Origin of the sequence: Actinosynnema sp. ALI-1.44 (assembly GCF_001984155.1) — a bacterium.
GTDB lineage: Bacteria > Actinomycetota > Actinomycetes > Mycobacteriales > Pseudonocardiaceae > Kibdelosporangium.
On sequence record NZ_MTQO01000051.1, the window covers coordinates 293654 to 317676 of the forward strand.

The window sequence follows — 24023 nt, forward strand, 5'->3', positions numbered from 1 at the left end:
TTACGGATGCGTACCGTTGTGCGGTTCGACGAACGACACGCCCCAGTACTTGCGTGGCCTGCCGTCGGCGCCGACCACGCAGAGAACCCCGGAACTGCGAATTCCGGTGCTGCCGCACCAGCGCAACTGCCGTGTGCTCTGCAACGTCGTGACGGTGCCGCTGGCGTCGAGGTGGTAAAGGTCCCGCGCGAAATCCTGCAGTGTGTATTCCTTGTCCTGACCGGGCAGCAGTGTGAGTACCTGCCAGATATCGACGAGCCGGGTCACCGCGTCGGTGCGGCCCGCGTTTTTCGTCACGATGAGGTCATAGGACTGGCGAACGCTGTTGAGGAAACGTTCGGGTTGGTATCGCGGCTCTTTCCGCCGGTGCGCGGCAATCGTCTCGACGAGTGTCCGCGGATTCAGTCTGCGGTCGCGTTGACCGTCGATCTCGACGGCGACCTGCCTCGGCAGGATCCGGATCACCGACGGCGAGCAGAGCAGGCTGCCGTCCTCCTCGACGAACGGCAGGTCGGCAGCCTCGAGCGCGGCGCGCAACTCGGCGAGGTAGGCCCCGGACGCGAGGTACGCCGCTGGGTCGAACGGGAGTTTGTCGCGCAGTTCGGTCAGGGTCCGGTCGAGCTTCACCCCGAGTTCGGCGAGCTCGTCCAGACTTTGTGCGAGCTTTCCGAGCTCACCCTCTTTGGCCAATCCGTGCAGCCGGTTAAGCTCGCGGATGACGGCGCGCCCGGTTTCGTTTCCGCGTTCCGCGGCCGCCGCCATGCCGTCCAATATGGCGGTGAGGGGTGGGTACGTTGCCGACATGTCGACTCCCCGCTGGGCGCCTGGTACGTAGCTGACTTTTCGAAGCTAGCAGCAGCCGCTGTCGGCAACAATCGAGCGGCAACGCGGGAGGTGTCCGGCTCGAGTCAGTATTTGGATTTCGAGCCCGATTCGAGAATTCGAGGTGAAATGTAGAAGTGCGTCACCAGGTGACCGGCAGGTCGACGATCCCGAGCGGGAGCAGGTCGTCGGTGTGCCGCACCTCGCTCGCCGGGATCGCGAGCCGCAGCCGGGGCAGCGCGGTGGTGAGTTCGGTCAGCACGATCCCGAACAGGGCACGCACCAGGTGGTCGCCGGGGCAGCGGTGGGTGCCGCGGCCCAGCGAGACGTGGGTGTTCGGTTCGCGGTCGGGGTCGAACACCTCCGGCCGGTCGAACACCTCCGGGTCGTGCGACGCGGCGGCGATGACCGGCATCACCACCGTGCCCGGTTCGAGCAGGACTCCCGACAGCCAGACGGGTTCGCGGGCCACCCGCAGCAGCCCGTCGTTGCCGGACGGGTAGTAGCGGAGCAGTTCGTCGACCACCCGGCCGACCCGCTCCGGCCGGGTGGCGAGCGACGGCAGCACACCGTCCGCGCCGGGGGCGGCCAGCAGCGCGAACACGTGCCGCGCCAACGCGTTGCGGTTGCCGACGTAACCGGAGATGAGAAGTCCGAAAAGGACGGTTGCGGCGTCGTCGTCGGACAGTTCGAGCAGACTCGTGGCGATGTCGTCGGCCGGTTCGGCCCGCCTCCGGGTGACGAGGTCCTCGACGGCCTTGCGCAGTGTGGACCTCGCCTCGGCCGATCCGCTGGCCAGCATCTCGTCGATGTTCGTCGCGACATCGGCCGCCGCTGCCACACCGAGTCCGACCAGCGCGCAGATGCTGCGGGACGCGACCGGGGCCGCGAACCCCCGGACCAGGTCGGCGGGCCGGTCCCCGGCGGCGAACGCGGTCACCTGCTCGTGCACCAGCGACCGCAGCGACGGCAGCCACCGCTCGACCCGGTCGGCGGCGAGCGCGCGGTCCAACGGATCGCGCAGCACGGCGTGGTCGGGCGGGTCGAGGTCGAGCAGGCCGGTGCGCTGGTTGCGGCCGAAGCCCGTGCCCGGCAGGTCGGCGGCCAGCGCCCGGCTGAACCGCTCGTCGGTCAGCACGGCCGCCACGTCGGAGTACCGCACGGCCAGTCGAATCTCCATTCCGTCGGGCAGCGAGACGACAGGCAGCCCGATCTTTCCCATCGTGTCGTACTCCACCGGCAAGGTCCCCATCGGACCGGCCGGGAACGGAAAATCACGCATCGGAACTCTTTCGTCGATGAATGTGACAACCGGGCTGAAGTATTTCATTCGCGGATCGCTGATCGCCAGGTTCGCCCGCTTAAACTGGGCGGAGCGGGTGACGGGAGGAGCGGGCCTCGATGGAATTTATAGGAATCGACATAGGCGCGACGAAGACGGCGTTCCGATATCTGTCCGCGAATGGTGCGGAACGCGACACCGTCGTGCGCTGGTCGGCGGGCCAGGACGACATCGAGGTGCTCCGCGGCGGGCTGCGTGAGGCTGTCGGCGGGCGGCGGCCGTTGGCGGCGGGAGTCGCGGTGCCCGCGTCGCTCGACGCGGCGGGCCGGGTGGTGGCCTGGCCGAACCGGCCGCACTGGCGAGGCGTCGACCTGCGCGCCGTGCTCCGCGCGGACCTCACTGGCGCGTCTGTGTGCTTCGGTGACGACGGGGACCTGGCCACGCTGGCCGAGGCGCGGCAGGCGGGCGGCCGGGATCTGCTGTACGTCGGCGTCGGCACCGGGGTGGGCGGTGGCCTGTTCCTCGCCGGTGACCTGTTGCGCAGCCCGCACGGCCCAGTCGCCGAGATCGGGCACGTCGTGGTCGTCCCGAACGGGCCACTGTGCCAGTGCGGACGGCAGGGCTGCTTGCAGGCTGTCGCGTCGGGACCGGCCATGCTGCGCTGGGCCGAACACATCGAGCCCACCGTGACCGACGCGCGGATGTTGCGAGCCGAGGTGCACGCCGGGGTGCCGTGGGCGCAGCGCGCCGTGCACCGGTCCGCTCACGCCCTGGCCACGGCCGTGGTCACGGTCGCGGAGTTGGTGCGTCCCGAACTGGTGCGGCTGGGTGGCGGGTTCATGGCCGCGCTGCCGGAACTCGCGACCGCGACCGCGAGCGCGGTTCGCGCCCTGGGCAGGCCCGGGTTTTCCGCGCCGGTCGTCGAACCGGCCGCGTACGGCGGGATGTCGTCGCTCGCCGGTGCGGTGCTGGTGGCCCGCCACCCCGAACTGACCCAGCGGTACGAGTCACTGGCCGGCTGAGAGAGGAATCCAGCGATGCCCTATCCCATGTACATCGCCGGCGAGCAGGTGGACGCGGCGGATGGTTCGGCGTTCACCTCCTATGACCCCGCCACCGGGAAGCCCTTCTGCACGGTGGCGAAAGCGACCGGCGCCGACGTGGAACGGGCGGTGACCGCGGCCAGGCGGGCGTTCGACGAGGGCCCGTGGCCGACGATGTCCGGCCACGAGCGGGCCGACGTGCTCGACCGGGTCGCCGCGCGGCTCGGCGCGGAGACCCGGCTGGCCGAACTGGAGGTGCGCGACAGCGGCGCCACCGTTCGCAAGGCCGAACAGGTCGACGTTCCGGGCGCGCGGGCGGCGTTCGAGTGGAGCGCGTGGTGGGCACGCCGGATCGCCGACACCGAACCCGGCGGTGCTCCCGCGCCGGGGCAGTACCTGCGGTGGCACCCGGTCGGCGTGGTGGCGACGTTCGTGCCGTGGAACTTCCCGCTGTTGCTCGCGGCGTGGCGGATCGCGCCCGCCATCGCGGCCGGGAACACGTGCGTGGTCAAGCCCGCGTCGTTCACCAGTGTCACGGCGTGCGAACTCGTCCGGATCCTGCACGAGGAAGGCGTACCGCCAGGCGTGGTCAACCTGGTACTCGGCCCTGGCGCGGTCGTCGGTGACGCGCTGACCAGGGACCCAAGGGTGGACATGTCCTCGTTCACGGGCTCCGACGCGGTCGGTGCGCAGGTGATGGCGGCGGCCTCGCGCACGGGCCACCGGCTCCAGTTGCACCTCGGCGGGAAGTCGGCGAACGTCGTGCTCTCGGACGCGGACATGGACCGCGCGGTGTCCGGCAGCCTCTGGGGCGGGTTCCTGCACAACGGACAGATCTGCATGGCGGGCTCACGGGTGCTGGTCCACCGCAGCCGCCACGCCGAGTTCCTCGAGTTGTTCCGTGAACGCGCGGGCAAGCTGGTGCTCGGCGACCCGATGGACCCGGCGACCGACCTCGGCCCGCTCGTCTCCCGCCAGCAGGTGCGGACCGTGGCGCGCTACGTGGCGCTCGGCCAGGAGCAGGGGGCGAGCCTGTTGTTCGGCGGTGCGCGGCCGGACGCCACCGAACTACCGCCACACCTGGACGCGAAGGCGTACTTCCGGCCGACCGCGCTCACCGGCGTGAGCGCCGCCAACGCGGTGTTCCAGGAGGAGATCTTCGGGCCCGTGGTCGCGGTGTGCCCGTTCGACGACGACGACCACGCCGTCGCGCTGGCCAACGACTCGCGGTTCCACCTGGCCGGCGCGGTCTGGTCCGCCGACGCCGAGCGGGCGTGGCGGGTGGCCGACCGGCTGCGGGCCGACCGCGTCTGGGTCAACGACTACCGGATGGTGGACGTGTCACGCCCGGACCCGGCGAAGGACGCGGCCATCAGCGACCGCATCCGCAACGACCTCGACGACTACCGCACAGCACGCCGGATCGAGGTGTCGCCGCCCGAGACCGGCTCACCGCACCAGGTGCTGGGTCTTCGGACCTAGCGGCGGGCGGGGCGCCGGTGGGCACCCCGCCGACCTCCGCGAGTCAGGTCAGGACCTTGCCCCGGTGCGCGGCGCTGCTCGGCAGGCCGAGCAGGTCGTGCAACGTAGGAGCCATGTCGTAGAGCGACACGTTCGCACGCGGCCCGGGATCCAGCCCGGCATTGGCCACCAGCACCACACCCTGTTCGGCGTGGTTGGCGTGGTCCGGTCCGGTGTCGTTGTCGACGGCGAACAGTCCCTCGCCGAGCCCGATCGTCGCCATCGCACGCCACCGCAGGTCGTCGAAGTAGATGATGAGATCCGGCGCGATGCCGTTCACCACGGGGTACACCTCCGACGGCCGCAACCCGCGGTTGTTCATCGGCACCCCGCCCGGTTTGGTCAGCTTGGCGAGCATGGCGACGATGTCGTCGAGCACGCTGTCGTACTTCGACGCGGGCACCACGCCGGTCGGTTCCCGTCCGCTGACGTTGAGGAACAGCCTGCCGTAGTAGCCGCCTTCGGCCCAGGCGGTGGTCTGCGACCAGTCGACGTCCGCCTGGGTGATGGGCGTGGGCCCGGTCGGCTTGGTGCGCAGCGTCAGCAGCCCCTGCTCGATGAGCCACTCGTTGACGCAGAACCCGCCTTCCATCGGCTGTCCGCCGTGGTCGGACACGACGACGATGGCCGCGTCCGGCGGGACGCGCTCGAGGAACCCGGCGAGGTGCCGGTCCAGCGCCCGGTAGTAGTCGCGGAAAGCGTGCTCGTACGGGTTGCCCGGCTCGTGCCGCGGGTGCGCCGGGTCGCAGTACTTCCAGAAACCGTGGTGCAGCCGGTCGGGGCCCATGTCGACGAACGAGAAGAAGTCCCAGTCGTGGCCGGTCATCAGGCTGCCCGCCACGGCGAACCGCTGCTCGGTCATGTCGAACACCCGCTGGAGCACCCGCGCGTGGTCGTTGGACCGGAAGTCCTCGACGTCCAGGATGTAGCCGCCGGTCAGCCGTTCGATGTCGTCACGCAGACCGGTGGGGTGGGTGTAGTCGGAGTCGGTCGACGGCGACATGAAGCAACCGACCATGCAGCCGTTGATGGGCGTCGGCGGATACGTGCCCGGCACACCCAGCGCCACACTGGGGCGCCCGGCCTGGGTCAGCGTGTCCCAGATCCGGGGCACGCGGATGCTGCGCGAACTGGCGAAGGCCAGCGGGCCGTAGTCGTGGCGCGCGCGGTCGCGGAAGCCGTACACGCCAAGGTCGCCGGGGGTCTGACCGGACATCATGCACGACCACGCCGGCATGGTGATGGGCGGAACCACGCTGGTCATCGGTCCCCACGCCGCCTTCGCGCGCAGGCTCGTCAGCGTCGGCATGTCGTCGGCGAACCGGTCGAACAACAGCTCAGGCGTCCCGCAGTCGAGCCCGATGAGGACAACTCGTCGTCGGTCAGGCATGCGATTTCCTTCCTATTTACCTCCGGCTACGGTATGGGTTGATTTATTCGCGGTGCAACGCCATCGGAATCTAAAGGCTCGCTCAGGTCGTGCGCGTGCCGATTGACCCGGCCGAGTGCGGCATCCCACAATTGTCTGAAATGAATCATGGTCGTTCTGTGACCCTATTATCGAGACGTTGGAGAAACGTATGGCGAGCGCGCGTCCGTCGCCACGAGCTCTGATCATCGGCATCGACGGTGGTGATTTCGCCGCCGTCGACCCGCTGGTCGAGCGCGGCTTGCTGCCGAACATCGCCGGGCTGCTGCGCCGCTCGGCCTCCGCTGACACCCGGTGCACGTGGCCCGCGCACACCGCGCCGGGCTGGAGCACGTTCGTCAGCGCCAGCAACCCCGGTGGCCACGGCATCTACCAGTTCTTCGACACCCAGGACCGCAACTACGGCGCGACCACCACCACGGCCGACCGCCTGGGCCGCTCGTCGGTGTGGGACTGGCTCGCGGCACAGGGCTACACGCTCGGGCTGGTCAACATCCCGATGTCGCACCCGCCCGCGGACCTGCCCGGCTACCAGGTCTCGTGGCCGCTGGAGCACACCACCCGCTACTGCCGTCCGCGCACGCTGCTGGCCGAACTGGCCCGCAACAACGCTCATTTCCAGACCGACCTGGCCACCATGTTCAGCGGGGACCTGGCGTACTTCGACCAGGCGCAGGCCAACCTCGCCGCACGCGCCCGGTCGATGAGCTACCTGATGCGGACCCACCCGACCGATGTCGCCATGGTGGTGTTCACTGAGGTCGACCGGGTCGGCCACCACTACTGGCACTACTTCGCCCAGGACCACCCCCGGCACGTGACGCCACCGAAGGACTCCGGCTGGGACGAGGCCTTGCGGCACACCTATCAGGCTGTCGACGCGGCGGTCGGCGAGTTGCTCTCGCTCGTCGACGAGGACACGACCGTCGTGCTGGTGTCCGACCACGGGCTGGGAATGGGCCGCCACGCGCTGTCGGTGCACCGGTTGCTGGAAGAAGCCGGGCTGCTGCACGCCTTGCCGCACAACGAAACCGCCGCGACCGCCAGCTGGTTCTCCGGCGCGGGCCGCACGGTGGACTTCACCAGGACCCGGGTCTACCAGCCGGTGCCCGGCAGCTACGGGTTGAACCTCAACCTGTGGGGCCGCCAGCGCGACGGCATCGTCGCCGACGGCGAGCGGGAGCGGCTGAGCCGGGAGGTGGCCGACCTGCTGCTCGCGGTCGAACTGCCCGGCGGGGGCAAGGTGGTGCGGGACGTGCTCCCGCGCGAACTGGCCTACCCGGGGCCGCACACCGAGTCCGCGCCCGACCTGCTCGTGATACCCGCGGACGAGAGCGTGCTGCTGGTCGGTGATCTCGACGCGGACGTGTGGAAGCCGAGCTGGCAAACCGGTCTGCACCGGCACGCGGGGCTGTGGGCCCAGGCGTCCCCGCGCACCCGGCCCGGCAGGCTGGCCACGCCGGTGGATCTCACCGCGGCGATCCCCACCCTGCTCGCGGACCTCGGCGCGCGCTGGCCCGCGTCGGTGCACGGCACGCCGGTCACCGCCGCCCTCGATTCCGAAGTGGACATCAAGGACCCCGACCCGTCGCTCGACGGTGGTGCGGCATGGCTCCCGGTCCGGTCGGTCGACTCGTCCGGGACGTCCACAGAGGACGAATACACCTCCGACCGGCTCAGGGAAATGGGCTACATCTGATCGGGTTGTCACTCAACGAAAGGAGATCCGCCGTGGCGGACATCAAGGGGCGGCTGCGTCAGGTTCTCGTCGAGTCGCTCGACCTGCGGCGTGAACCGGACACCATCCCGGACACCAACCTCGTCGCCGAACTCGGGCTGGACTCCATCAACACCATCGAGTTCCTGATCTGGGTGGAGAGCGAGTTCGGCATCGAGATCGCCGACGAGGACCTGTCGGTCGACCTCATCGACGACCTGTCCCGGCTGGCGGCGTACGTGGAGCAACGCAGCCAGCAGACCGTGGCGAACTGAGTCGACGGCATGGCAAGCAAATCGCGAGTCATCGCCATCATCACCGAGGGCGCGACACCGCAGTTGCTCGACCGTTGGACGGCCGAAGGACGGCTGCCCAACTTCGCGCGGCTGCTCACCGAAGGCACCAGGGGGGACCTGGTCGCCGACGGCGTGCCCTACGAGCCGCCGGGGCTGGTCAGCCTCCTGACCGGCCAGCCACCCGGCGAGCACGGCGTCTTCTCCTACTGGTCGTGCCACACCCCGGAGTACCGGCCGAGGGTGGAGAACGGCGAGAGCAGCAGGCACCCGCTGCTGTGGCGGCTGCCGGACCTGAAAGGCGTGCGGTTCGCCTCGGTCGGGCTGTTCGGAACGCACCCGCCCGCACCGATGGACGGCTGGGTCGTCAGCTACCCGATGCAGCTGACCCTGCGCGCGTGCTACCCGCCCGGCCTGCACCGGGAGTTGGCGGGCCACGGCATCGCGCCGACCCACGACACCGCGATCTGGTGGCACGGTCAGGCCAAGGAGAGCTTCGTGCCGGACGTGCTGGAGGCCGACCGCAGGCGGGGCGCCGCCGCGTTGCTGCTGTACGGCAAAGGCGCGGACGTGGTGCTGGTGAACCTGACCTCGATCGACCGCCTGTCGCACATCTACTGGCAGGAGCTCGAACTCGGGCCGGAGCACACGGCCGACTCGGCCGTGTTCGCCGCGTACCAGACGGCGGACCGGGTCATCGGTGACGCGCTGGACCGGGCCGACGAACAGACCACGGTACTGGCCTTCTCCGAGATCGGGTTCGGCCCGTTGCGCTCCTACTGCGCGGTCAACGACGACCTCGCGGACGCGGGCCTGCTCGTCAGGAACACCGACGGCGCCGGGAACACCACAGTGGACTGGTCGGCGACCACCGCGTTCGAGGCTGTGCAGGGCACGCACGGGGTCAACATCAACCTGCGTGGCCGTTACCAGCAGGGGACGGTGGCGCCGCAGGACTACCACAAGGTGCGTGCCGACGTCGCCGAACAGCTGGCTGCCGTGATCAACCCGCGCACCGGCAGGCCGATGTTCGCCGCGGTCAGCCCGAGCGAGGAGATCTACCAGGGGGCCGCGGTGACCGAGGCACCCGACCTGATCCTCGAACCGGCCGACTGGCGCTACCTGCCGCTCGGCGACCAGACCTGGGCCAAGAAGGTGCACCGGACCTGGCAGAGCGCCTGGCACAGGCGCGAGTCCTACTGGGCGCTGGCAGGCCCGGCCACGGCACGCGCGAACGCGGTCGCCGCGCCGGTGGACATCACCGCGACGCTCGTGCACCTGCTGGGGCGGGACGTTCCGGCAACGCTGCCAGGAAAACCGCTCACCGCGTGAAAGGTGTCCACGATGACTGACCGAGCGCTGGTGATCGGGCTCGACGGGATGCCGAGGAGCCTGCTGCACCGGCTCATCGACGGCGGCACACTGCCCCGCCTGGCCGAGGTGGTGGCCGACTCCGGCTGCGCCGAGCTGATCGCACCCGTGCCGGAGATCAGCTCCACCTCGTGGGCGACGTTCCTGACCGGGGTCAACCCGGGCAAGCACGGCGTCTACGGATTCGTGGACCTGGTGCCCGGCGGCTACGGCACCTACTTCTCGAACGTGACGCACCTGTCCGCCACACCGCTGTGGCGGCACGCGGCCGACGCGGGGCTGGAAACGGTGTGCCTCAACGTTCCCGGCACGTACCCGGCACCGGACGTGCACGGCACCCTGGTGTCCGGTTTCGTCGCACCGGTGATCGAGCGCGCGGTCCGTCCACAGTGGCTGGTCGACCCGCTGCGCGCGCTGGACTACGAGCTCGACGTGGAGGTCGGCGACGTCCGGGGCGACCCGAGCGGTTTCGTCGCGCGGGTGCGCCGGTGCCTGACCGCGCGCACCGAGGCGTTCAAGTACCTGCTCGGCACACGGCCGTGGGACCTGGCGGTCGCGGTGTTCACCGAGACCGACCGGTTGCAGCACTTCCTGTGGCGTGCGGTCGACGACCCGGCCGACCCGCTGCACGGCGAAATACTGGAGTTCTACCGACAGGTGGACACCGCGGTCGGCACGGTCATGGACCTCGCGCCGGACGTGCGGCCGATCCTGGTGAGCGACCACGGGTTCGGCCCGGCCCACTGCCAGTTCTACGTCAACGCCTGGCTGCGCGAGCGCGGCTGGCTGGCACCGCTCGGCCAGACCGCCAACCTGTCCGATGTGGACTCATCGAGCCGGGTATTCGCGCTCGACCCGGCCCGGTTCTACGTCAACCGCAAGGGCCGGTTCCCGCGCGGGGCGCTGTCGGACTCCGCCGCGGACGACCTGGCCGTCGAGGTGGCGGACGGACTGCGTGCGCTGCGCTGGGCGGGCACGCAGGTCGGCGCCGACGTCGACGGCCCGCTGGTGTTCGACGAGGTGCTCCCCGGTGAGCAGGTCTACCACGGCGTGCGGGCGCACGACGGCCCGGACGTCGTCGCGGTGCCTGCCAGGGGAGTGCAGGCACGCGGTGGGTTCCAGGTCGGTGAACTCGTCGTGCCCGACGTGCTCACCGGAACGCACACCAGGTCCGACGCCGTGCTGTCGGTGCCCGGGGGAACCAGCACGTTCCTCGCCGACATGACCGACGTCGCACCGACGGCACTGGCCGAGGTCGGTGTGTTCCCCGACGGCCTCGACGGACGCGACATCGCGCGGGCCCGTGTCCAACCGCACCCCGTCCCGGGAGGAACATCGTGACCACAACGCTGCCCATCGAATCCGTCCGCAAGAAGCCGGGGCACTTCGAGATCGAGCTGGATCCGCGCGTCACCGACCCCGGCCGGACCAAGGTGAGCTTCCTGATCCTGCTCGACGGCGACCTGGTGATGTCACCGGAGCACCTCGGTGTCGCCTACATGGCGGCGACGCTGCGCTCGGTCGGGTTCGTCGCGGAGATCCGTGAGGTCGTGCACGGCGAGGAAGAAGCGGCTGTCGCCAGCCTCGCCGCCTTCGCCCCCGACATCGTGTGCTTCACCCTGACCAGCCTGAACGTGCGCAGTTGTCTCGTGGTGAGCGAGCTGGTGCGGGCCACCCTGCCGGACGCGCTGATCGCCTGCGGCGGCCCGGCGGGCACCTTCGCGGGCCGTGACGTGCTCGTCAACAACCCGAACGTGGACCTGGTCGCGGTGGGCGAGGGGGAGCCGACCATCCTGGACATCACCCAGCGCGTCGCGCTCGGCGAGCCGCTGGACGACTGCCCGGGGATCTGCTACCGCGCCAAGGACGGCGAGCTGAAGCAGAACCCGGCCCGGCCGGTGATCCACGACCTGGAGGTGCTGCCGTTCCCGGCCCGCGACCAACTCGAGCAGCACGGCAACAAGCTCGAGTACGTGCGGGTGAGCACGTCGCGCGGATGCGTGGCGATGTGCACGTTCTGCTCGGCGCCGCACCTGAAGAACCGGGCGCAGGCCGGAAAGCCGTGGCGCGGGCGCAGCCCGGGGATCATCGTGGACGAGGTCGAGTACCTGGTGCGCAAGTACGGGTTCCGCACGTACGACTTCATCGACTCGACCTTCGAGGACCCGGACGGCGGCCGGGTGGGCAAGAAGCGCGTCAGGGAGATCGCGCAGGGCATCCTCGACCGCGGCCTGGACATCTACTACAACGTCTGCATGCGGGCGGAGAACTGGAAGGACACCGCCGAGGACAACGACCTGATGGACCTGCTGGTCCGGTCCGGCCTGGAGAAGGTCAACGTCGGCATCGAGTCCGGTGTGGAGGACGAGCTGCGGCTGTGGGACAAGCGGGCCACCGTCGAGGACAACCGGGTCATCATCAAGATGTTGCGGGACCACGGTATCTACCTGGCGATGGGGTTCATCCCGTTCCACCCGTACGCGACGGTCGAGACCCTGGTGGAGAACGCCAGGTTCCTGCGCGACAACTCCGGGCACAACCTGCGCAGGATGACCGAGCGCCTGGAGATCTACCCGGGCACGCGGATCATCCAGAAGATGGAGGGCGACGGGCTGCTCTACGAGGACTACGCGACCACGCTCGACCACTACGGCTACCGGTTCAAGGACGACCGGGTGGAGTTGCTGGCCAAGCACTACGCCGCGTTGTACAACAACGACGACTACCACCGGCACGGCGTGATCACCGAACAGTCGGCGGTGTTCGAGTTCGAGACGTTCAACGTGGTGGTCCAGACCTTCATCTCCCGGATCTACCGGCGCTTCCACACCGTGCCGGGGGCCAACGAGATCCTCACGGCGTTCAAGGACTGGCTGCACGAACTGCGGCAGCGGATGGGCCAGTACAACTACGAGTTCTTCATGTCCAACCTGGACGACGTGCTCAACGACCGGTTGGACGTCGAACGGCACCGGCTGCAGGTCATCGACGTGGAGAAGCACTTCCGCGAGCGGATCCGGATGATCAAGAGCGAGCAGCTGCGGGTGGGCAAGGCGTTGCACCGGCTCGGCTGTTCGGTGACCGAGATCAGCTCGACCCTGCCCCAGCCCGGCGCCGGTGGTCTGCCGAGGGTCTACACCGGGGAAGGCATCGGCGCGTCATGGTGATCCCGGCCGACCGCCGAGCGCGGCCGCCGCGGGTGGTCGGCGTGTGCACGCTGACCACCCGCGAACTCGCCGGTCAACTGCACGACGCGCCCGGTGTGGCCGTCGCGGGGCCGTTGATGACGGCGAACCTGGGCATCGAGGAACTGGTCCGGTCGGTGCTGCGGCACGGCGGGATCGGCGTGCTCGTCGTGTGCGGCCGGGATTCGGTGCTGTTCCGGCAGGGCCAGAGCCTGGTCGCGCTGATCAGGAACGGGATCAGCGCCGCGGACGGCCGGATCATCGGCGCCACCGGCCACCGGCCGTTCCTCACCGGCCTCCGGTCGTCCGATGTGGACGAGTTCCGGGCCGGGGTGCGGCTGGTGGACCGGCGTGAAGTGCTCGACCACGACCGGCTCCGCGCCGAGATCGCCCAGCAGGCGCGGCAAGCTGGTGGTGGCGCGGCCCGCACGCCGGGAACGGCGCTCGTTTCCGGCACTGCGCACCGGTTCTCCCCACTGCGGCCGGTCGGCAGGCGGACCCCCATCGCCACCGCGGGCGAGGGGTTCTTCGTGGTCTCTGCCGACGTCCGGGCCCGCGAGGTCGTGGTGCGGCACTACCACGACGACTTCAGCGCCGGTCACGAGATGCGGGGCAGGCGCACCGAGTCCATGGTGCTCGGCCTGATCCGGGAAGGCCTCGTCGGTGACCCGGCGCACGCCGCCTACCTGGGGGCGGAACTGGCCAAGGCGGAGACCGCCATCCGCCTCGGACTCGACTACGTGCAGGACATCCCGTTGCGGCGCGCGGCGCACGCGGCGGGAGGAGAGGAAACCATGCCGGCCACGCGATCGTTCGCCGACTTCGTGACGTACCTCGCCGATCTGCTGGACGCGGGCCACGCGCTGACCGCGGACAAGCCCATCGGCGAACAGGTGGCCGTGGACTCGGCCAGGATGATCGAGCTCGCCATCGCCCTGGAGCAGGAGTGCGGCGTCGACCTGCCCGACGACCTCGACCTGCGCGGGGCGACACCGATGCAGCTGTTCGGCGCCGCAGCGCCCTTCCGGGAGGCCGCGTCGTGAGCCGAACCGAACTGCTCCTGCTCAACGGGCCCAACCTGGGCATACTCGGCAAACGCGAGGTGGAGGTCTACGGCACGGCCACGCTCGCCGACATCGAAGGCGAGGTCGCCGACGAGGTGGCCCAGCACGGGTGGGTGGTGCGCGCGGTGCAGCGGGACTGCGAGGGCGCGCTCATCGAGGCGGTGCACAGCGCACACGACACGGTGGGCGCGATCGTCAACCCCGGCGCGTTGATGATCGCCGGGTGGAGCCTGCGTGACGCGATGGCCGCGTACCCGCGCCCGTTCATCGAGGTGCACCTGTCGAACGTGTGGGCACGGGAACCGTTCCGGCACAAATCAGTGCTCGCCCCGCTCGCTCGCGGCATCATCGTCGGCCTCGGCCCGGTGGGCTACCGGCTCGCCGCCCGCGCGCTGGCGGCCAGCGTGCTATAGCCGCGCGCACTTTTTTGGCACCAATGTGGCCTTCGTTGCGTTTTTGGCAACGAAGGCCACATTGGTGGCAACAATGCGCGCTGCTAGAGCGGCCAGACTTGCAGTTCTTCCTTGACCGCGAGCGCGATGTCATGGGGTGACTGGTCCCGCGTGAGCACGCGCAGGGTGAACCCCGCCGTGCTCGCGGTTCGCCACGACACCTGGTCGTCGGCCGACTCGGCGTCGGTGAACAGCACGATCGGGCAGTCCAGTCCGGCGAACCCGGTGTCCGGCGGCGGGCAGCGCCACAGCACGAGCCTGCTCGGCCCGTGGCCGGTCGCGGACAGCCGACCGGCCAGGTCGTACGCGGTGTGCCCCAAGTGCCCGGCGCCGAACAGCGCGTACGGTGTCCGCCCCGCCAGTTCGGTGATTTCGGCGTGCACCGGATGCCACGACACCTCGGGCGCCAGGAGCTCGCGCCAAGGATGGCTTTCCGCGTCAGGGTCGGTCAGGCAGGCCAGCAGCATCGCGGGCCCGGTCACGGCAGCCCGTCCAGCATGCCGAGCGACAGGTAGTTCTCCCAGCCGAGCAGCCGCCGCATCGTCGGAGTCGCCCGGTCGAGCACCTCCGGCTCGAGCCCGGCGAAGAAGTTCTGCTGCTGGCGGACGTACCCGCGGCAGTAGTAGTTGAGGATGCCCCTGCGGTATTCCGACCGGGTGGTGTTGTGCCCGGTCTGGTGCCACAGCCGTCCGTCGAACACCATCACCGAACCGGCGGGACCGCACACCGGGATCGTCTCGGTGTCGCCCTCACCGGCGGCGTAGTCGGGCTGCCTGTTGAACAGGTGGCTGCCCGGCACGATCCGGGTCGCGCCGTTGTCCGGGGTGAAGTCGTCCAGCATCCACATGCTGTTGGCGACCAGCGCGTAGGGCGGCCACGGCGGCCGGGCGAACGTCTGGTCGGCGTGCAGGTTCATCGACGGACCGCTGGGGCCCGCGACGTTCGCGTGGGTGCTGGAGAGCATGAAGTTGTATCCCAGCACGTGTTCCATCACGCCGCAGACGGTTTCGTTCGCGACGATCCGCTCGAACTCGATGCCTTTGTTAAGCAGGCTGAAGACCCGCTGGTTGTCCCCGTCGTAAATGAACGCCGTGCCGTTCTCGCGTTCGCTGGACATGACCGTGGACAGTCGGTTTCTTAGCTTGCGAAACTCGTCATCGGATATCGGGCAGGTGAGCAGGCAGTAACCGTGCCTGGTCAGATCAGAAACAGCCCGCGTGATGTCGTCTGTGAGTTTCACGACCATGGCTTCGACGGTAACCGGTCGAGTTATGAAAACCATGGAGTCCCGGTCTGGCGGGCTACAGTCCCGCGCGCTACATGACCACGTCGGCGAGCCGGTGCACCTGGGCCACGTCCGCGACCGTCGGGTGGAACACCACTTCGTCGACGCCGCAGTCGGCGTAGGTGCGCAACGCCTGGCGGATCATCGCCGCGGTGCGCGGTGTGGCCTGGACGAAGTCCTCGGCCGCCGCGCCGAGCACCGCGAAGTAGTCACGCATGAACGCCGCCGCGGCGTCCTGCGCGTCGTCGCCCATGACGAATCGGAGCAGCATCACGATGCGAGGAGCGCCCGAGCGACCGGCCTCCTGCCATGCGGTGCGGACCTGCTCGGTGGCGAGGGCGGTTCGCTGGGCGGACAGTCCCGGCGCGGTCCACCCGTCCGCCCACCGCGCCGCTCGCTTCGCCGCTGCCGTTGTGAGACCGCCGATGAGGATCGGGATCCGGCTCCCACGCGCAGGTGACGGCGCCACCGCGCGATCCGCACCGGGCGGTGCCTTGCCCGACCACAGGTCGAACAGGGCGCGCAGATCGTTGTCGAACTGGGCGACACGGCCGTCGAAGGACCGACCGGCCGCGGCGAAGTCGTCCGCGCGCACCCCGGGGGCGAGTCCGACGGTCAGCCTGCCGTCGCTGAGCTGGTCCACGCTCGCGGTCTGCTTGGCCAGTTCCGTGGCGCTGCGCAGCGGCGCGATGAGGACGTTCGTCAGCAGCCTTATGCGGTGCGTGACGCTCGCGGCCGCCGCGAGCGCGATGAGCGGGTCGTATCCCGGATAAACGAGCCGTTCGGTGGCGCCGAGCCCGGCGAAACCGCGTTCCTCGGCGGCTCCCGCCCACTCGACGAGGGCTTTGCCGGTAGCTCCCGGAATCATGTTCGGCAACGCGACAGAGATATCCATGGTCGAAGGATTCTGGCGCGGGGAGTTTCGTGTCAACACTTTCTCCGAGCCGCGCGTGCGATTCTTTCACGTGCGCTCTCGACACGGTCCGCATATCCGAATGAGACTGGGGACGCCAGGCGGACGGCACAACCTGAATCGAGGCGGGTATGGGTACGGAGTCGATGCAGTTTCCGGCGTGGCCGCAGTTCGACGACGCTGAGCGCGTCGGGCTGTCCCGGGCTCTCGAGCAGGGCCAGTGGTGGCGGATCGGCGGCGACGAGGTGAAGTCCTTCGAGCGCGAGTTCGCCCGGCACCACGGCGCCAACTACGCGCTCGCCGTCACGAGCGGTACCCATGCGCTGCAACTCGGTGCCGACGTACTCGGGCTCCAGCCCGGTGACGAGGTGCTGGTGCCCGCGTTCACGTTCCTGTCCTCGGCGGTGGCCGTGCAGGCCATCGGTGGCGTGCCGGTCCCGGTCGACGTCGACCCGGACACCTACTGCATCCGGCCGGAGGCGGCGGCCGAGGCGCTGACGTCACGGACAAGGCTGGTGATGCCGGTGCACATGGCCGGGCAGATCGCCGACATGGAGGCGTTGGACAAGCTCGCCGCCGACGCGGGCGTGTTGATCCTTCAGGATGCGGCACACGCGCATGGCGCGCGCTGGCGCGGAAAACGAGTCGGCGAGCTGGGTTCCGTCGCCGCGTTCAGCTTCCAGAACGGCAAGTTGATGACGGCGGGGGAGGGCGGTGCCCTGCTGTTCGACGACGAGGACCACTACCAGCGTGCCTTCTTGCGGCACAGTGTCGGGCGGCCCGCGGACGACCGGTACTACCTGCACCGCACCACGGGGTCGAACCTGCGGCTCGGCGAGTTCGCCGCCGCGGTGCTGCGCGCCCAACTCGGCCGCCTGGAGAACCAGGTGACGATCCGGGAGAGCCGGTGGTCCGTGCTGCGGCCACTGCTCGCCGCCATCCCCGGCGTGCGGCCGCAGGCCAGTGACGACCGGTGCGACCGCAACCCGCACTACATGGCGATGTTCCGTGTGCCCGGGCTGACCGAGCAGAAACGCAACCTGCTGGTCGATCGCTTGGTGGCGCTGGGGATACCGGCGTTCGTCGCGTTCCGTGCCATCTACCGGACCGACGGATTCTGGGACGCGCCCGCGCCCGCGCTGTCGGTGGACGAACTCGCCGAGCGTTGCCCCAACGCGGACGCCATCAGCGGCGACTGCGTCTGGCTGCACCACCGGGTGCTGCTCGCCGACGAGGAACAGATGCACGGTGTCGCGGCGGCAGTCGCGAGAGAGATCGCGGCGCTGTGACCGCGCCGATCGTCGCCGGGCGCCCCACGATCAGCGTCATCGTCCCCACCAGGAACAAGGCGCCCCGGTTGCGGCTGACGCTCGCTTGTCTTGCCCAGCAACGCCTTCCGGACCCAGCACGGATGGAAGTGGTGCTGGTCGACGACGGCGCACCGGACAACACAGCGGGCAACACGGGGGACGACACGGCGGACGTCATCGCGGAGTTCGCTCGCGGTCTGGTGCCGCTGCGGGTGGTGAGCGGCCCGCGCGCGGGGCGGGCGGCGGCTCGCAACACCGGTGCCGAGCACAGCTGGGCGGACTACCTCGTTTTCCTCGACGACGACATCCTGATCGGGCCGGACTTCGTGGCCGCGCACCTGGCCGCCGCCCGGCCACACCAGTTCGTGCACGGGCCGCTGCGCGAACTGGCCACCGCGGAACGCCTGGTGACCGACCTCGCCAACGCGTCCCCAGCCGAGGTGACGGCCCGCCGGGACGAATTGGTGGCGGGCACCGTGAAACGGCACAGGCTGTTCGCCAACGCGCTCGAACGGGCCGTCGAGGCCATGGCCACCGGTCAGGTGCCCGATGTCGCGCCGTGGCTCGGTTCCGTGGGCGCGAACGTCGGCATGCACCGCGCCGCGTGGCGGGCCGTCGGCGGCTTCGACGAGGGGTTCGGCACGACGTGGGGCTGCGAGGACCTCGAGCTCGGGCTTCGTCTGTACCGCTCGGGTGTGCGCCGGGCATTCGACACGCGGGCATCCGGCATCCACCTCACCCACCGGCGGCCGGACCGGTGGCACCAGCACGACGTCAACCTCGACCGGTTCCGCCGCATCCACCCGATCGCCGCCGTCCTGCACCTGCACCGGCTGCTCGGGCCGGACGGTGACGTGCACCGCTACGTCGCCGCGGTGACCGAGACGCAGAGCGCTGACCTGGACGTGTCGGCGTGAAGCACATCGTGCTGTCGCCGCATCCCGACGACGCCGTGTGGTCGGTCGGGGGCAGGATCCGGTGGTGGGTGTCCCGGGGTGAGGCGACCACCGTGGTCACCGTGTTCGACGGCCCCGGCGAGGTGGACACCGACCAGTGGCGGCGAGTCGCCGAACCCGCCACCCGCCGCAGCGAGGACATCGCCGCGATCGCCTGCGTCGGCGCGCGGCGGGTGTCGCTGGGCCTGGCGGACGCGGCGGTGCGCGCCGACCGCGGTGTGCACAGGTACAGCAATCCGATGCGGCTCTTCGGCCGGATACACGACAAAGACGCCGACCTACCAGAGGTTGTGGCCGACGCGGTGGCTGGATTGCTTGCACCACATGCCGTTGTGCACGTGCCACTCGCGGCCGGGCGGCACGTGGATCACCGGCTGGTGCGGCAGGCCGCGGGACTGCTCGCGGAGCGGGGCGTGCCGATCCGGTTCTACGAGGACATCCCGTACCGGCTGCGGCCCGCCGACCACACGGGACTGCGCCCCGGCCACGAACCGGTCGACCTGGCGGGGTGGCTGAGCGCCGCGGAGCAGTACCACAGCCAAGTGGCCGTGCTGTTCGGTTCCGTCGCCGCGATGCGGGACGCGCTGAGCACACGGGCCCTCGAATACGCACAGGGAACACCGTGGCCGCACGCGGGCCGCTACTGGACCAGCACGGAGTCCGCATGAGAACGGGAGCGAGTCCGCGGCGTCGCAGACTCGCTCCCGTGCACCGATGCACTAGTGCCGTCGACCGGAATGGTTCCCCGGTTCCGCTCGTGTGGGGTGCAACCAATGTGGCCTTCGTTGCCAAAAACGCAACCAATGTGGCATTCGTTGCGTTTCATGCAGGTGCATGGGATGCGCCTCGGGTGGACATATCCGGTCACGACCGCTAGCTCTGGAAGTCGAAAACGGGGTCCCGGGTCGCGCCGACGCGCTCCAAGGCGTCGGCCAGCAACTGGATCTGGTCGGACGAGGACGTGCACGGCAGCAGCACGAGCTCGCCGATGCCCGCCTCCGCGCAGCGAACCAGATGCGACCGCAGTTCGTCGTCGTTGGTCACGGCGTGGGCGGCCGCGAGGTCGAGGAGGTCGTCACCGCCGTAGTAGGTCCGGACGTAGGCGTCCCGGTTCTCCTTGGCGTTCTCCCCGAGGGAGAAGTAGCGGATGGTGGCGAACAGGGGCGTGCCGGACCGGCCGAGCTTCTCCCACTCCGCGCGCACCCCGGCGATCCCCTTGGCCATCAGGTCGTAGTCGAACGACGGTGCCATCCAGCCGTCGGCCACCCGCGCCGCACGCCGGAAAGCTTTGGGCACCAACCCACCGAGCAGCATCGTCGGACGCCCGTCCGGCATCTTGGGCAGCGGCCCGGACAGCGACGACACCTCGCCGTCCCAGACCCGGCGCGCGTCGTCGAGCGTCTTGTCCAGTGTCTTGCCCCGGTCGGCGAACGGCACCCCGCTGACCTCGTAGTCGTCCGGCCAGGCACCGAGGCCGAGTCCGGCGGTGAGTCTGCCGCCCGACAGCAGGTCCACTGTGGCCAGTTGTTTGGCCATCAGCGTCGAGTTGTTGCGCCAGCCGACGTTCAGCACCGCGGTCGTCAACCGCACCCGTTCGGTCGCCGCGGCCGCGGCGCCCAGTGCGACCAATGGGTCGAGGACGTCGTACACCAGACGGTCGATGGCGCCGAGCGAGTAGAAACCAAGACGTTCGCTCTCGGCGGCCCAGTGTGCTATCTCTTCCGCCGCACGTCCCGGTACCGCGACTGGCAGGCCGATTCCGATTTTCACATGGACTCCACTCATTGATCACTGATGGTGCAGCGTTCGATAAGCGTAGCAAGATAGCGCACTTGTCCGGTCGGTTGTTCCAGTGGTACGTGAGGCTCTATTGGTAGCCTGGTCACAGTGGCAAAGGGCTGTCGGCAGACCACTCTGGTGCCGACGCCGTCGACGGACTTGCGCGAGAAATTAGATGCGGGGAATACGGTCGTCACTGAGCTGTCGGTGTGGTCGGTATTGCTCCGGTCCGGGCCGAGGCTAGGAAGAGGGAAAAATGACCGAGATGCTGCTGGGAAATGACCTTGTCATCAACGAGGATTCGTGCAATCTCAGTTGTAACTACTGCCTCACCGGACAGAGCAACCTGAAGGAAGGGCACCGGCTCAAACTCATCTTCGACCCCCCGAAGCGGGACACGTACTCGCCGGGAACCGAGCTGGAGGAGCGGGTGAACGCGGTGTCCGACCGGCTGCGCGCCCGGTTCCGGATGCCGCTGCTGAAAGTGACCGGCGGTGAGATCTTCCTGGTTCGCGGCATCATGGACTTCTTGCGCAGGGAAGCGCCGAACTACGAAGTGCTCGTCGTGCAGACCAACGGCGTGCTGGTCACGGAGGAGCACCTCGAGCAGCTTCGTTCGTTCGGCAACGTGGTGCTCCAGGTTTCGCTGGACAGCCACCTCTTCTCCGGCAACAGCTACCGGGTGCAGAAGCAGGCGCTGCACGACAAGGTCATCCGGGCGATAACCGGGATCCTGAACTCCGGAATTCCGAGCGAGATCTACACCGTGCTCAACGACAAGAGCGTCACCGAGCTTTCCGAATTCGCCGCGTGGCTGACCACGTTCGAGAACCCGCCGGTGATGTTCCCGTTCCCGGTGCGCGGCCCCGACGCCGAACAGTTCGCGGTCAAACCCGACCAGATTCACCACATCGAGCGGTTCGTCGACCGGTACGACGAGTTCCGCGGCGTGCTGCCGCCGCGCCCCTACTTCGACCGGCTGCTGAGCTTCTACCGCGAGGGCAAGCGCACCTTCCGGTGTCACCTGCCCCGGCTGGTCGTGTCCACCTTCAGCGACGGCGTCGTCACCCCGTGCCCGAACATCTGGTTCAGCGACATGGGCAAGGTGCTCGACCAGGACTGGCAGGCGGTGCTCGACAAGGTCGGCGAAACCGGGCTGTACAAGGCACTGCTGGCCGAGCGGCCCCGGCTTTCGGCCTGTCACGGCTGCTTCACCCCGTGGGACACGCTCTCGATGTACTTCGACGACGAGATCACGCTCGACGAGTTGTGCGCGGCGCCGACGTACTCACCCGAACCGATCCGGCGGATGCTCGAAGCCGCCAAACAGGACTATGTCCGCGGCGCGGCCTGACCAGGCGCCAGCGGCGATCCCCGTGTACTCGCCGGACTCGCTGCGTGCCCGGCTGCGGCGGTTGCCCGGTGACACGCGTGTCACCGGCGAACGAACCGCCGCCCGTCTGGGCGCGGAGGTCGACGAACTCGCCGCCGGACTGGACGTGCCGTACGGCGAGCCGATCGGGTACCGGGTGCCCAACGGCGACGAGTGGGTCGTGGGGTTCCTCGGCCTGCTGCACGCCGGTGCGACACCGCTGCTGGTCGGTCAGGACGCACCGGCCAAAGAGGTCGAGCGGCTGTTCGCGGCGGCGGGTGCGCGGCGGGAACTCGTTCTCGACGGCGGGTTCCGGCTGGTCGGCGACCAGCCCGGCGACCCGGGTGGCCACGGCGTGCTGCTGGCGACCTCGGGCACCACCGGGTCGCCCAAGCTCGTGCTGCGCGACGAGCGGTCCCTGCTCACCGAAGGCGAGCGGTACCAGGCCAAAGCAGGACTCGACGGCACCGACCGGTTGGTGCTGCCGTTGCCGCTCACCCACGCCTACGCGTTGGGGTGGCTGGCAGCGGCTTTGGTGAGCGGTACCCAGGTCATCGTGCTGGCGCCGACCGCGTTGCTGGCTGTCTCGGCGGAACTCGCCGACGGCGCGACCATTCTGGCGTTGGTGCCGACGATGGCACGGCTGCTGGCACTGCGCGCCCGCCGCAGGCCGGTCGACGCGCCCAAGCTGCGGCTGGCGATGGTCGGCGCGGGTCCGGTCGACGAACGGCTCGATGAGGACTTCCGCACCGCTTTCGGGATCTCGACCGGGCGCAACTACGGCTCGACCGAGCTAGGCTCGGTGTTCGCTGGCCTGGCCGACCTGCCGCCGTTGTGCGTCGGCACACCCATGCCGGGCGTGCGGTACCGGATCGTGGAGGACGACGCGCCCTGCTCACCGGGGCGAGTGGGCAGCCTGGAGATCGCCGCCGGGCAGACCTGGCATCCGACCGGCGATCTGGCGGTGGCCGACGAGCAGGACCGGGTACGTGTGCTCGGCCGGGTGCACGGCGCGGTCCGCAAAGGCGGTCGCTGGGTGGCTCCGGCCGAGGTCGAATCCGTGCTGCGGGAACACCCCCACGTCGACGACGCGCAAGCGCGGGCGCGCCGTGGCCGCTTCGCCGACGAGGACTCGATTGTCGCCGACGTGGTGGTGAACGGCGTGGTCGGCGAGGCGGAGCTGCTCGCCTTCGCCAAGGAACGGCTGTCGGCCTACAAGGTGCCCGAACGCATCTACGTACGCCGGGAGTTCGAGCGCACAGCCACCGGGAAAGTGGTGGTGGGCAACGCACGCCGGTACCGACTGGGCGACGCGGCCGCGGTCATCGACGCGATGCGGGCATACCGCCGCTCGGAGCTGGTGTTCGCGCTCACCGAACTCGGTGTCCTTGACCTGTTGCGTGACGACGGCGCCGAGGCCGACCGCGTGGCCGACGAACTCTCGTTGTCCGCCGAGGCGGTGCGGGGCTTGCTCGACATCGCGGTCGACCTCGGCGTGGTGACCACCGACAGCGGGCCGGGCACGGTCCCCGCCGGGTTCGGCGAACTGCTCGGCCTGGAAGCCGAACTGTCCCGGACGTGGCTCACGCGCAAGGCCATCGTCGACACGGTCACCGCGGGCGTCACCAAGCGCCCGTTCGACACCGCGGACCTCGGTACGACGCTGCCGGACGTCTACCGCGCGGCCATGCACGGCCCGCACACCAAGGCACGCACCCGGCTCGGTGTGCGGATGCTGGGCGCACACGCGCGTGGCCGGGTACTCGAGGTGACGGCCGGGCCCGGCCGGTACCTCGCCGAGATCGCCGCGACGGGAGCCGACGTCACCGGCTGCCACCTGACGCGGGTCGGCAGGCTCGCCGGACCGCCGCATCCGTCACTGTCCGAACCGGACAACCCGGTGACGGTCGGCGACGACCCGCCCGCCTGTGCGTTCGACGCCTGCGTCGTCACCAACGCCGTGCACGGTCCCGGTCCGGCAGCAGACCCGGCGTGGCTGCTGGACCGGTTGGTCCCGGGTGGGGTGCTGCTGGTCGACGACCTGTTCCTGCCCGGCGGCGGGCCGGGCACCGAGCTCGCACTGGACTGGCTGACCCACGGCGGCACGGCCTGGCCACGGGTGGAGCAGTGGCTGGACGCCCTCGCCGCGGCAGGGGGCTCGGTCGTCCGGACCGTGCGCCTCACACCACCGGAATGCTGCCTGATTCTCGCGAAAGAGGAACCGTAGGA

At 69.6% G+C, this 24023-nt stretch carries 21 protein-coding genes; 14 read left to right on the plus strand and 7 right to left on the minus strand.

Features of this window, described 5'->3' with window-relative positions:
* Together ALI144C_RS36480 and ALI144C_RS36485 are read right to left on the minus strand one after the other, a co-directional pair.
* Complete coding sequence (locus tag ALI144C_RS36480) at positions 1-804, minus strand: hypothetical protein (protein WP_143231082.1); 804 nt, start codon at positions 802-804, stop codon at positions 1-3.
* Positions 805-964: 160 nt separating this feature from the next.
* Positions 965-2104 carry a cytochrome P450 gene (locus ALI144C_RS36485; RefSeq protein WP_076991776.1) on the minus strand — a complete coding sequence of 380 codons (1140 nt, stop codon included), beginning with the start codon at positions 2102-2104 and terminating at the stop codon, positions 965-967.
* A 119-nt stretch (positions 2105-2223) separates the two neighbouring features.
* On the opposite strand from ALI144C_RS36485, the gene ALI144C_RS36490 reads away from it, so the two are divergent.
* Together ALI144C_RS36490 and ALI144C_RS36495 are read left to right on the plus strand one after the other, a co-directional pair.
* Positions 2224-3126 carry an ROK family protein gene (locus ALI144C_RS36490; protein ID WP_076991777.1) on the plus strand — a complete coding sequence of 301 codons (903 nt, stop codon included), beginning with the start codon at positions 2224-2226 and terminating at the stop codon, positions 3124-3126.
* A 15-nt stretch (positions 3127-3141) separates the two neighbouring features.
* Positions 3142-4629, plus strand: a complete 1488-nt coding sequence (locus tag ALI144C_RS36495; protein WP_083753700.1) for an aldehyde dehydrogenase family protein — start codon at positions 3142-3144, stop codon at positions 4627-4629.
* A gap of 43 nt (positions 4630-4672) precedes the next feature.
* Here the strand turns inward: ALI144C_RS36495 and ALI144C_RS36500 are convergent, their stop codons facing one another.
* The gene (locus ALI144C_RS36500; RefSeq protein ID WP_076991779.1) at positions 4673-6058 is read right to left on the minus strand and encodes an alkaline phosphatase family protein; all 1386 of its coding nucleotides are present in this window, start codon (positions 6056-6058) and stop codon (positions 4673-4675) included.
* 190 nt (positions 6059-6248) lie between these two features.
* Here ALI144C_RS36500 and ALI144C_RS36505 point away from each other — a divergent pair, with 190 nt between their 5' ends.
* Genes ALI144C_RS36505 through ALI144C_RS36535 form a run of 7 tightly spaced genes read left to right on the plus strand, consistent with a single transcriptional unit; the run spans position 6249 to position 14140 of the window.
* Positions 6249-7796: an alkaline phosphatase family protein gene (locus ALI144C_RS36505; RefSeq protein ID WP_076991780.1), complete on the plus strand. Its 1548-nt coding sequence runs from the start codon at positions 6249-6251 to the stop codon at positions 7794-7796.
* Positions 7797-7828: 32 nt separating this feature from the next.
* On the plus strand, positions 7829-8089 hold the full coding sequence (locus ALI144C_RS36510; RefSeq protein WP_168211438.1) for an acyl carrier protein: 261 nt from the start codon (positions 7829-7831) through the stop codon (positions 8087-8089).
* A gap of 9 nt (positions 8090-8098) precedes the next feature.
* Positions 8099-9439, plus strand: a complete 1341-nt coding sequence (locus ALI144C_RS36515; protein WP_076991781.1) for an alkaline phosphatase family protein — start codon at positions 8099-8101, stop codon at positions 9437-9439.
* A 12-nt stretch (positions 9440-9451) separates the two neighbouring features.
* The gene (locus ALI144C_RS36520) at positions 9452-10819 is read left to right on the plus strand and encodes an alkaline phosphatase family protein (protein ID WP_076991782.1); all 1368 of its coding nucleotides are present in this window, start codon (positions 9452-9454) and stop codon (positions 10817-10819) included.
* On the plus strand, positions 10816-12645 hold the full coding sequence (locus ALI144C_RS36525) for a B12-binding domain-containing radical SAM protein (RefSeq protein ID WP_076991783.1): 1830 nt from the start codon (positions 10816-10818) through the stop codon (positions 12643-12645). The genes ALI144C_RS36520 and ALI144C_RS36525 overlap by 4 nt, the downstream gene beginning before the upstream one ends.
* Complete coding sequence (locus ALI144C_RS36530; protein ID WP_076991784.1) at positions 12639-13706, plus strand: DUF4346 domain-containing protein; 1068 nt, start codon at positions 12639-12641, stop codon at positions 13704-13706. The genes ALI144C_RS36525 and ALI144C_RS36530 overlap by 7 nt, the downstream gene beginning before the upstream one ends.
* The gene (locus tag ALI144C_RS36535) at positions 13703-14140 is read left to right on the plus strand and encodes a type II 3-dehydroquinate dehydratase (RefSeq protein ID WP_076991785.1); all 438 of its coding nucleotides are present in this window, start codon (positions 13703-13705) and stop codon (positions 14138-14140) included. Before ALI144C_RS36530 ends, ALI144C_RS36535 begins: the two co-directional genes overlap by 4 nt.
* 83 nt (positions 14141-14223) lie before the next feature.
* On the opposite strand, the gene ALI144C_RS36540 is transcribed toward ALI144C_RS36535, so the two are convergent.
* Genes ALI144C_RS36540 through ALI144C_RS36550 form a run of 3 tightly spaced genes read right to left on the minus strand, consistent with a single transcriptional unit; the run spans position 14224 to position 16359 of the window.
* Positions 14224-14661, minus strand: coding sequence for a hypothetical protein (locus ALI144C_RS36540; protein WP_076991786.1), 438 nt, complete (start codon positions 14659-14661; stop codon positions 14224-14226).
* A complete protein-coding gene (locus ALI144C_RS36545; RefSeq protein ID WP_083753702.1) occupies positions 14658-15461 on the minus strand; it encodes a phytanoyl-CoA dioxygenase family protein in 804 nt (267 codons plus the stop codon). The genes ALI144C_RS36540 and ALI144C_RS36545 overlap by 4 nt, the downstream gene beginning before the upstream one ends.
* 34 nt (positions 15462-15495) lie before the next feature.
* Positions 15496-16359, minus strand: a complete 864-nt coding sequence (locus tag ALI144C_RS36550; RefSeq protein WP_076991788.1) for an LLM class flavin-dependent oxidoreductase — start codon at positions 16357-16359, stop codon at positions 15496-15498.
* Between the two features lie 164 nt (positions 16360-16523).
* Here ALI144C_RS36550 and ALI144C_RS36555 point away from each other — a divergent pair, with 164 nt between their 5' ends.
* The 3 genes from ALI144C_RS36555 to ALI144C_RS36565 are packed head-to-tail and all read left to right on the plus strand — an operon-like array spanning position 16524 to position 19311.
* Positions 16524-17666, plus strand: coding sequence for an aminotransferase class I/II-fold pyridoxal phosphate-dependent enzyme (locus ALI144C_RS36555; RefSeq protein ID WP_330359634.1), 1143 nt, complete (start codon positions 16524-16526; stop codon positions 17664-17666).
* Positions 17663-18604: a glycosyltransferase family 2 protein gene (locus ALI144C_RS36560; protein WP_076991790.1), complete on the plus strand. Its 942-nt coding sequence runs from the start codon at positions 17663-17665 to the stop codon at positions 18602-18604. The genes ALI144C_RS36555 and ALI144C_RS36560 overlap by 4 nt, the downstream gene beginning before the upstream one ends.
* Positions 18601-19311: a PIG-L deacetylase family protein gene (locus ALI144C_RS36565; RefSeq protein WP_076991791.1), complete on the plus strand. Its 711-nt coding sequence runs from the start codon at positions 18601-18603 to the stop codon at positions 19309-19311. The genes ALI144C_RS36560 and ALI144C_RS36565 overlap by 4 nt, the downstream gene beginning before the upstream one ends.
* A 205-nt stretch (positions 19312-19516) precedes the next feature.
* On the opposite strand, the gene ALI144C_RS36570 is transcribed toward ALI144C_RS36565, so the two are convergent.
* Complete coding sequence (locus ALI144C_RS36570; protein WP_076991792.1) at positions 19517-20413, minus strand: LLM class flavin-dependent oxidoreductase; 897 nt, start codon at positions 20411-20413, stop codon at positions 19517-19519.
* Positions 20414-20678: 265 nt separating this feature from the next.
* Between ALI144C_RS36570 and ALI144C_RS36575 the strand changes: the two genes are divergently transcribed.
* Positions 20679-21776 (plus strand): radical SAM protein, encoded by a 1098-nt coding sequence (locus tag ALI144C_RS36575; protein ID WP_076991793.1) that lies wholly within the window; start codon positions 20679-20681, stop codon positions 21774-21776.
* Positions 21757-24021, plus strand: a complete 2265-nt coding sequence (locus ALI144C_RS36580; protein WP_076991794.1) for an AMP-binding protein — start codon at positions 21757-21759, stop codon at positions 24019-24021. The genes ALI144C_RS36575 and ALI144C_RS36580 overlap by 20 nt, the downstream gene beginning before the upstream one ends.
* The last annotated feature ends 2 nt before the right edge of the window (positions 24022-24023 follow it).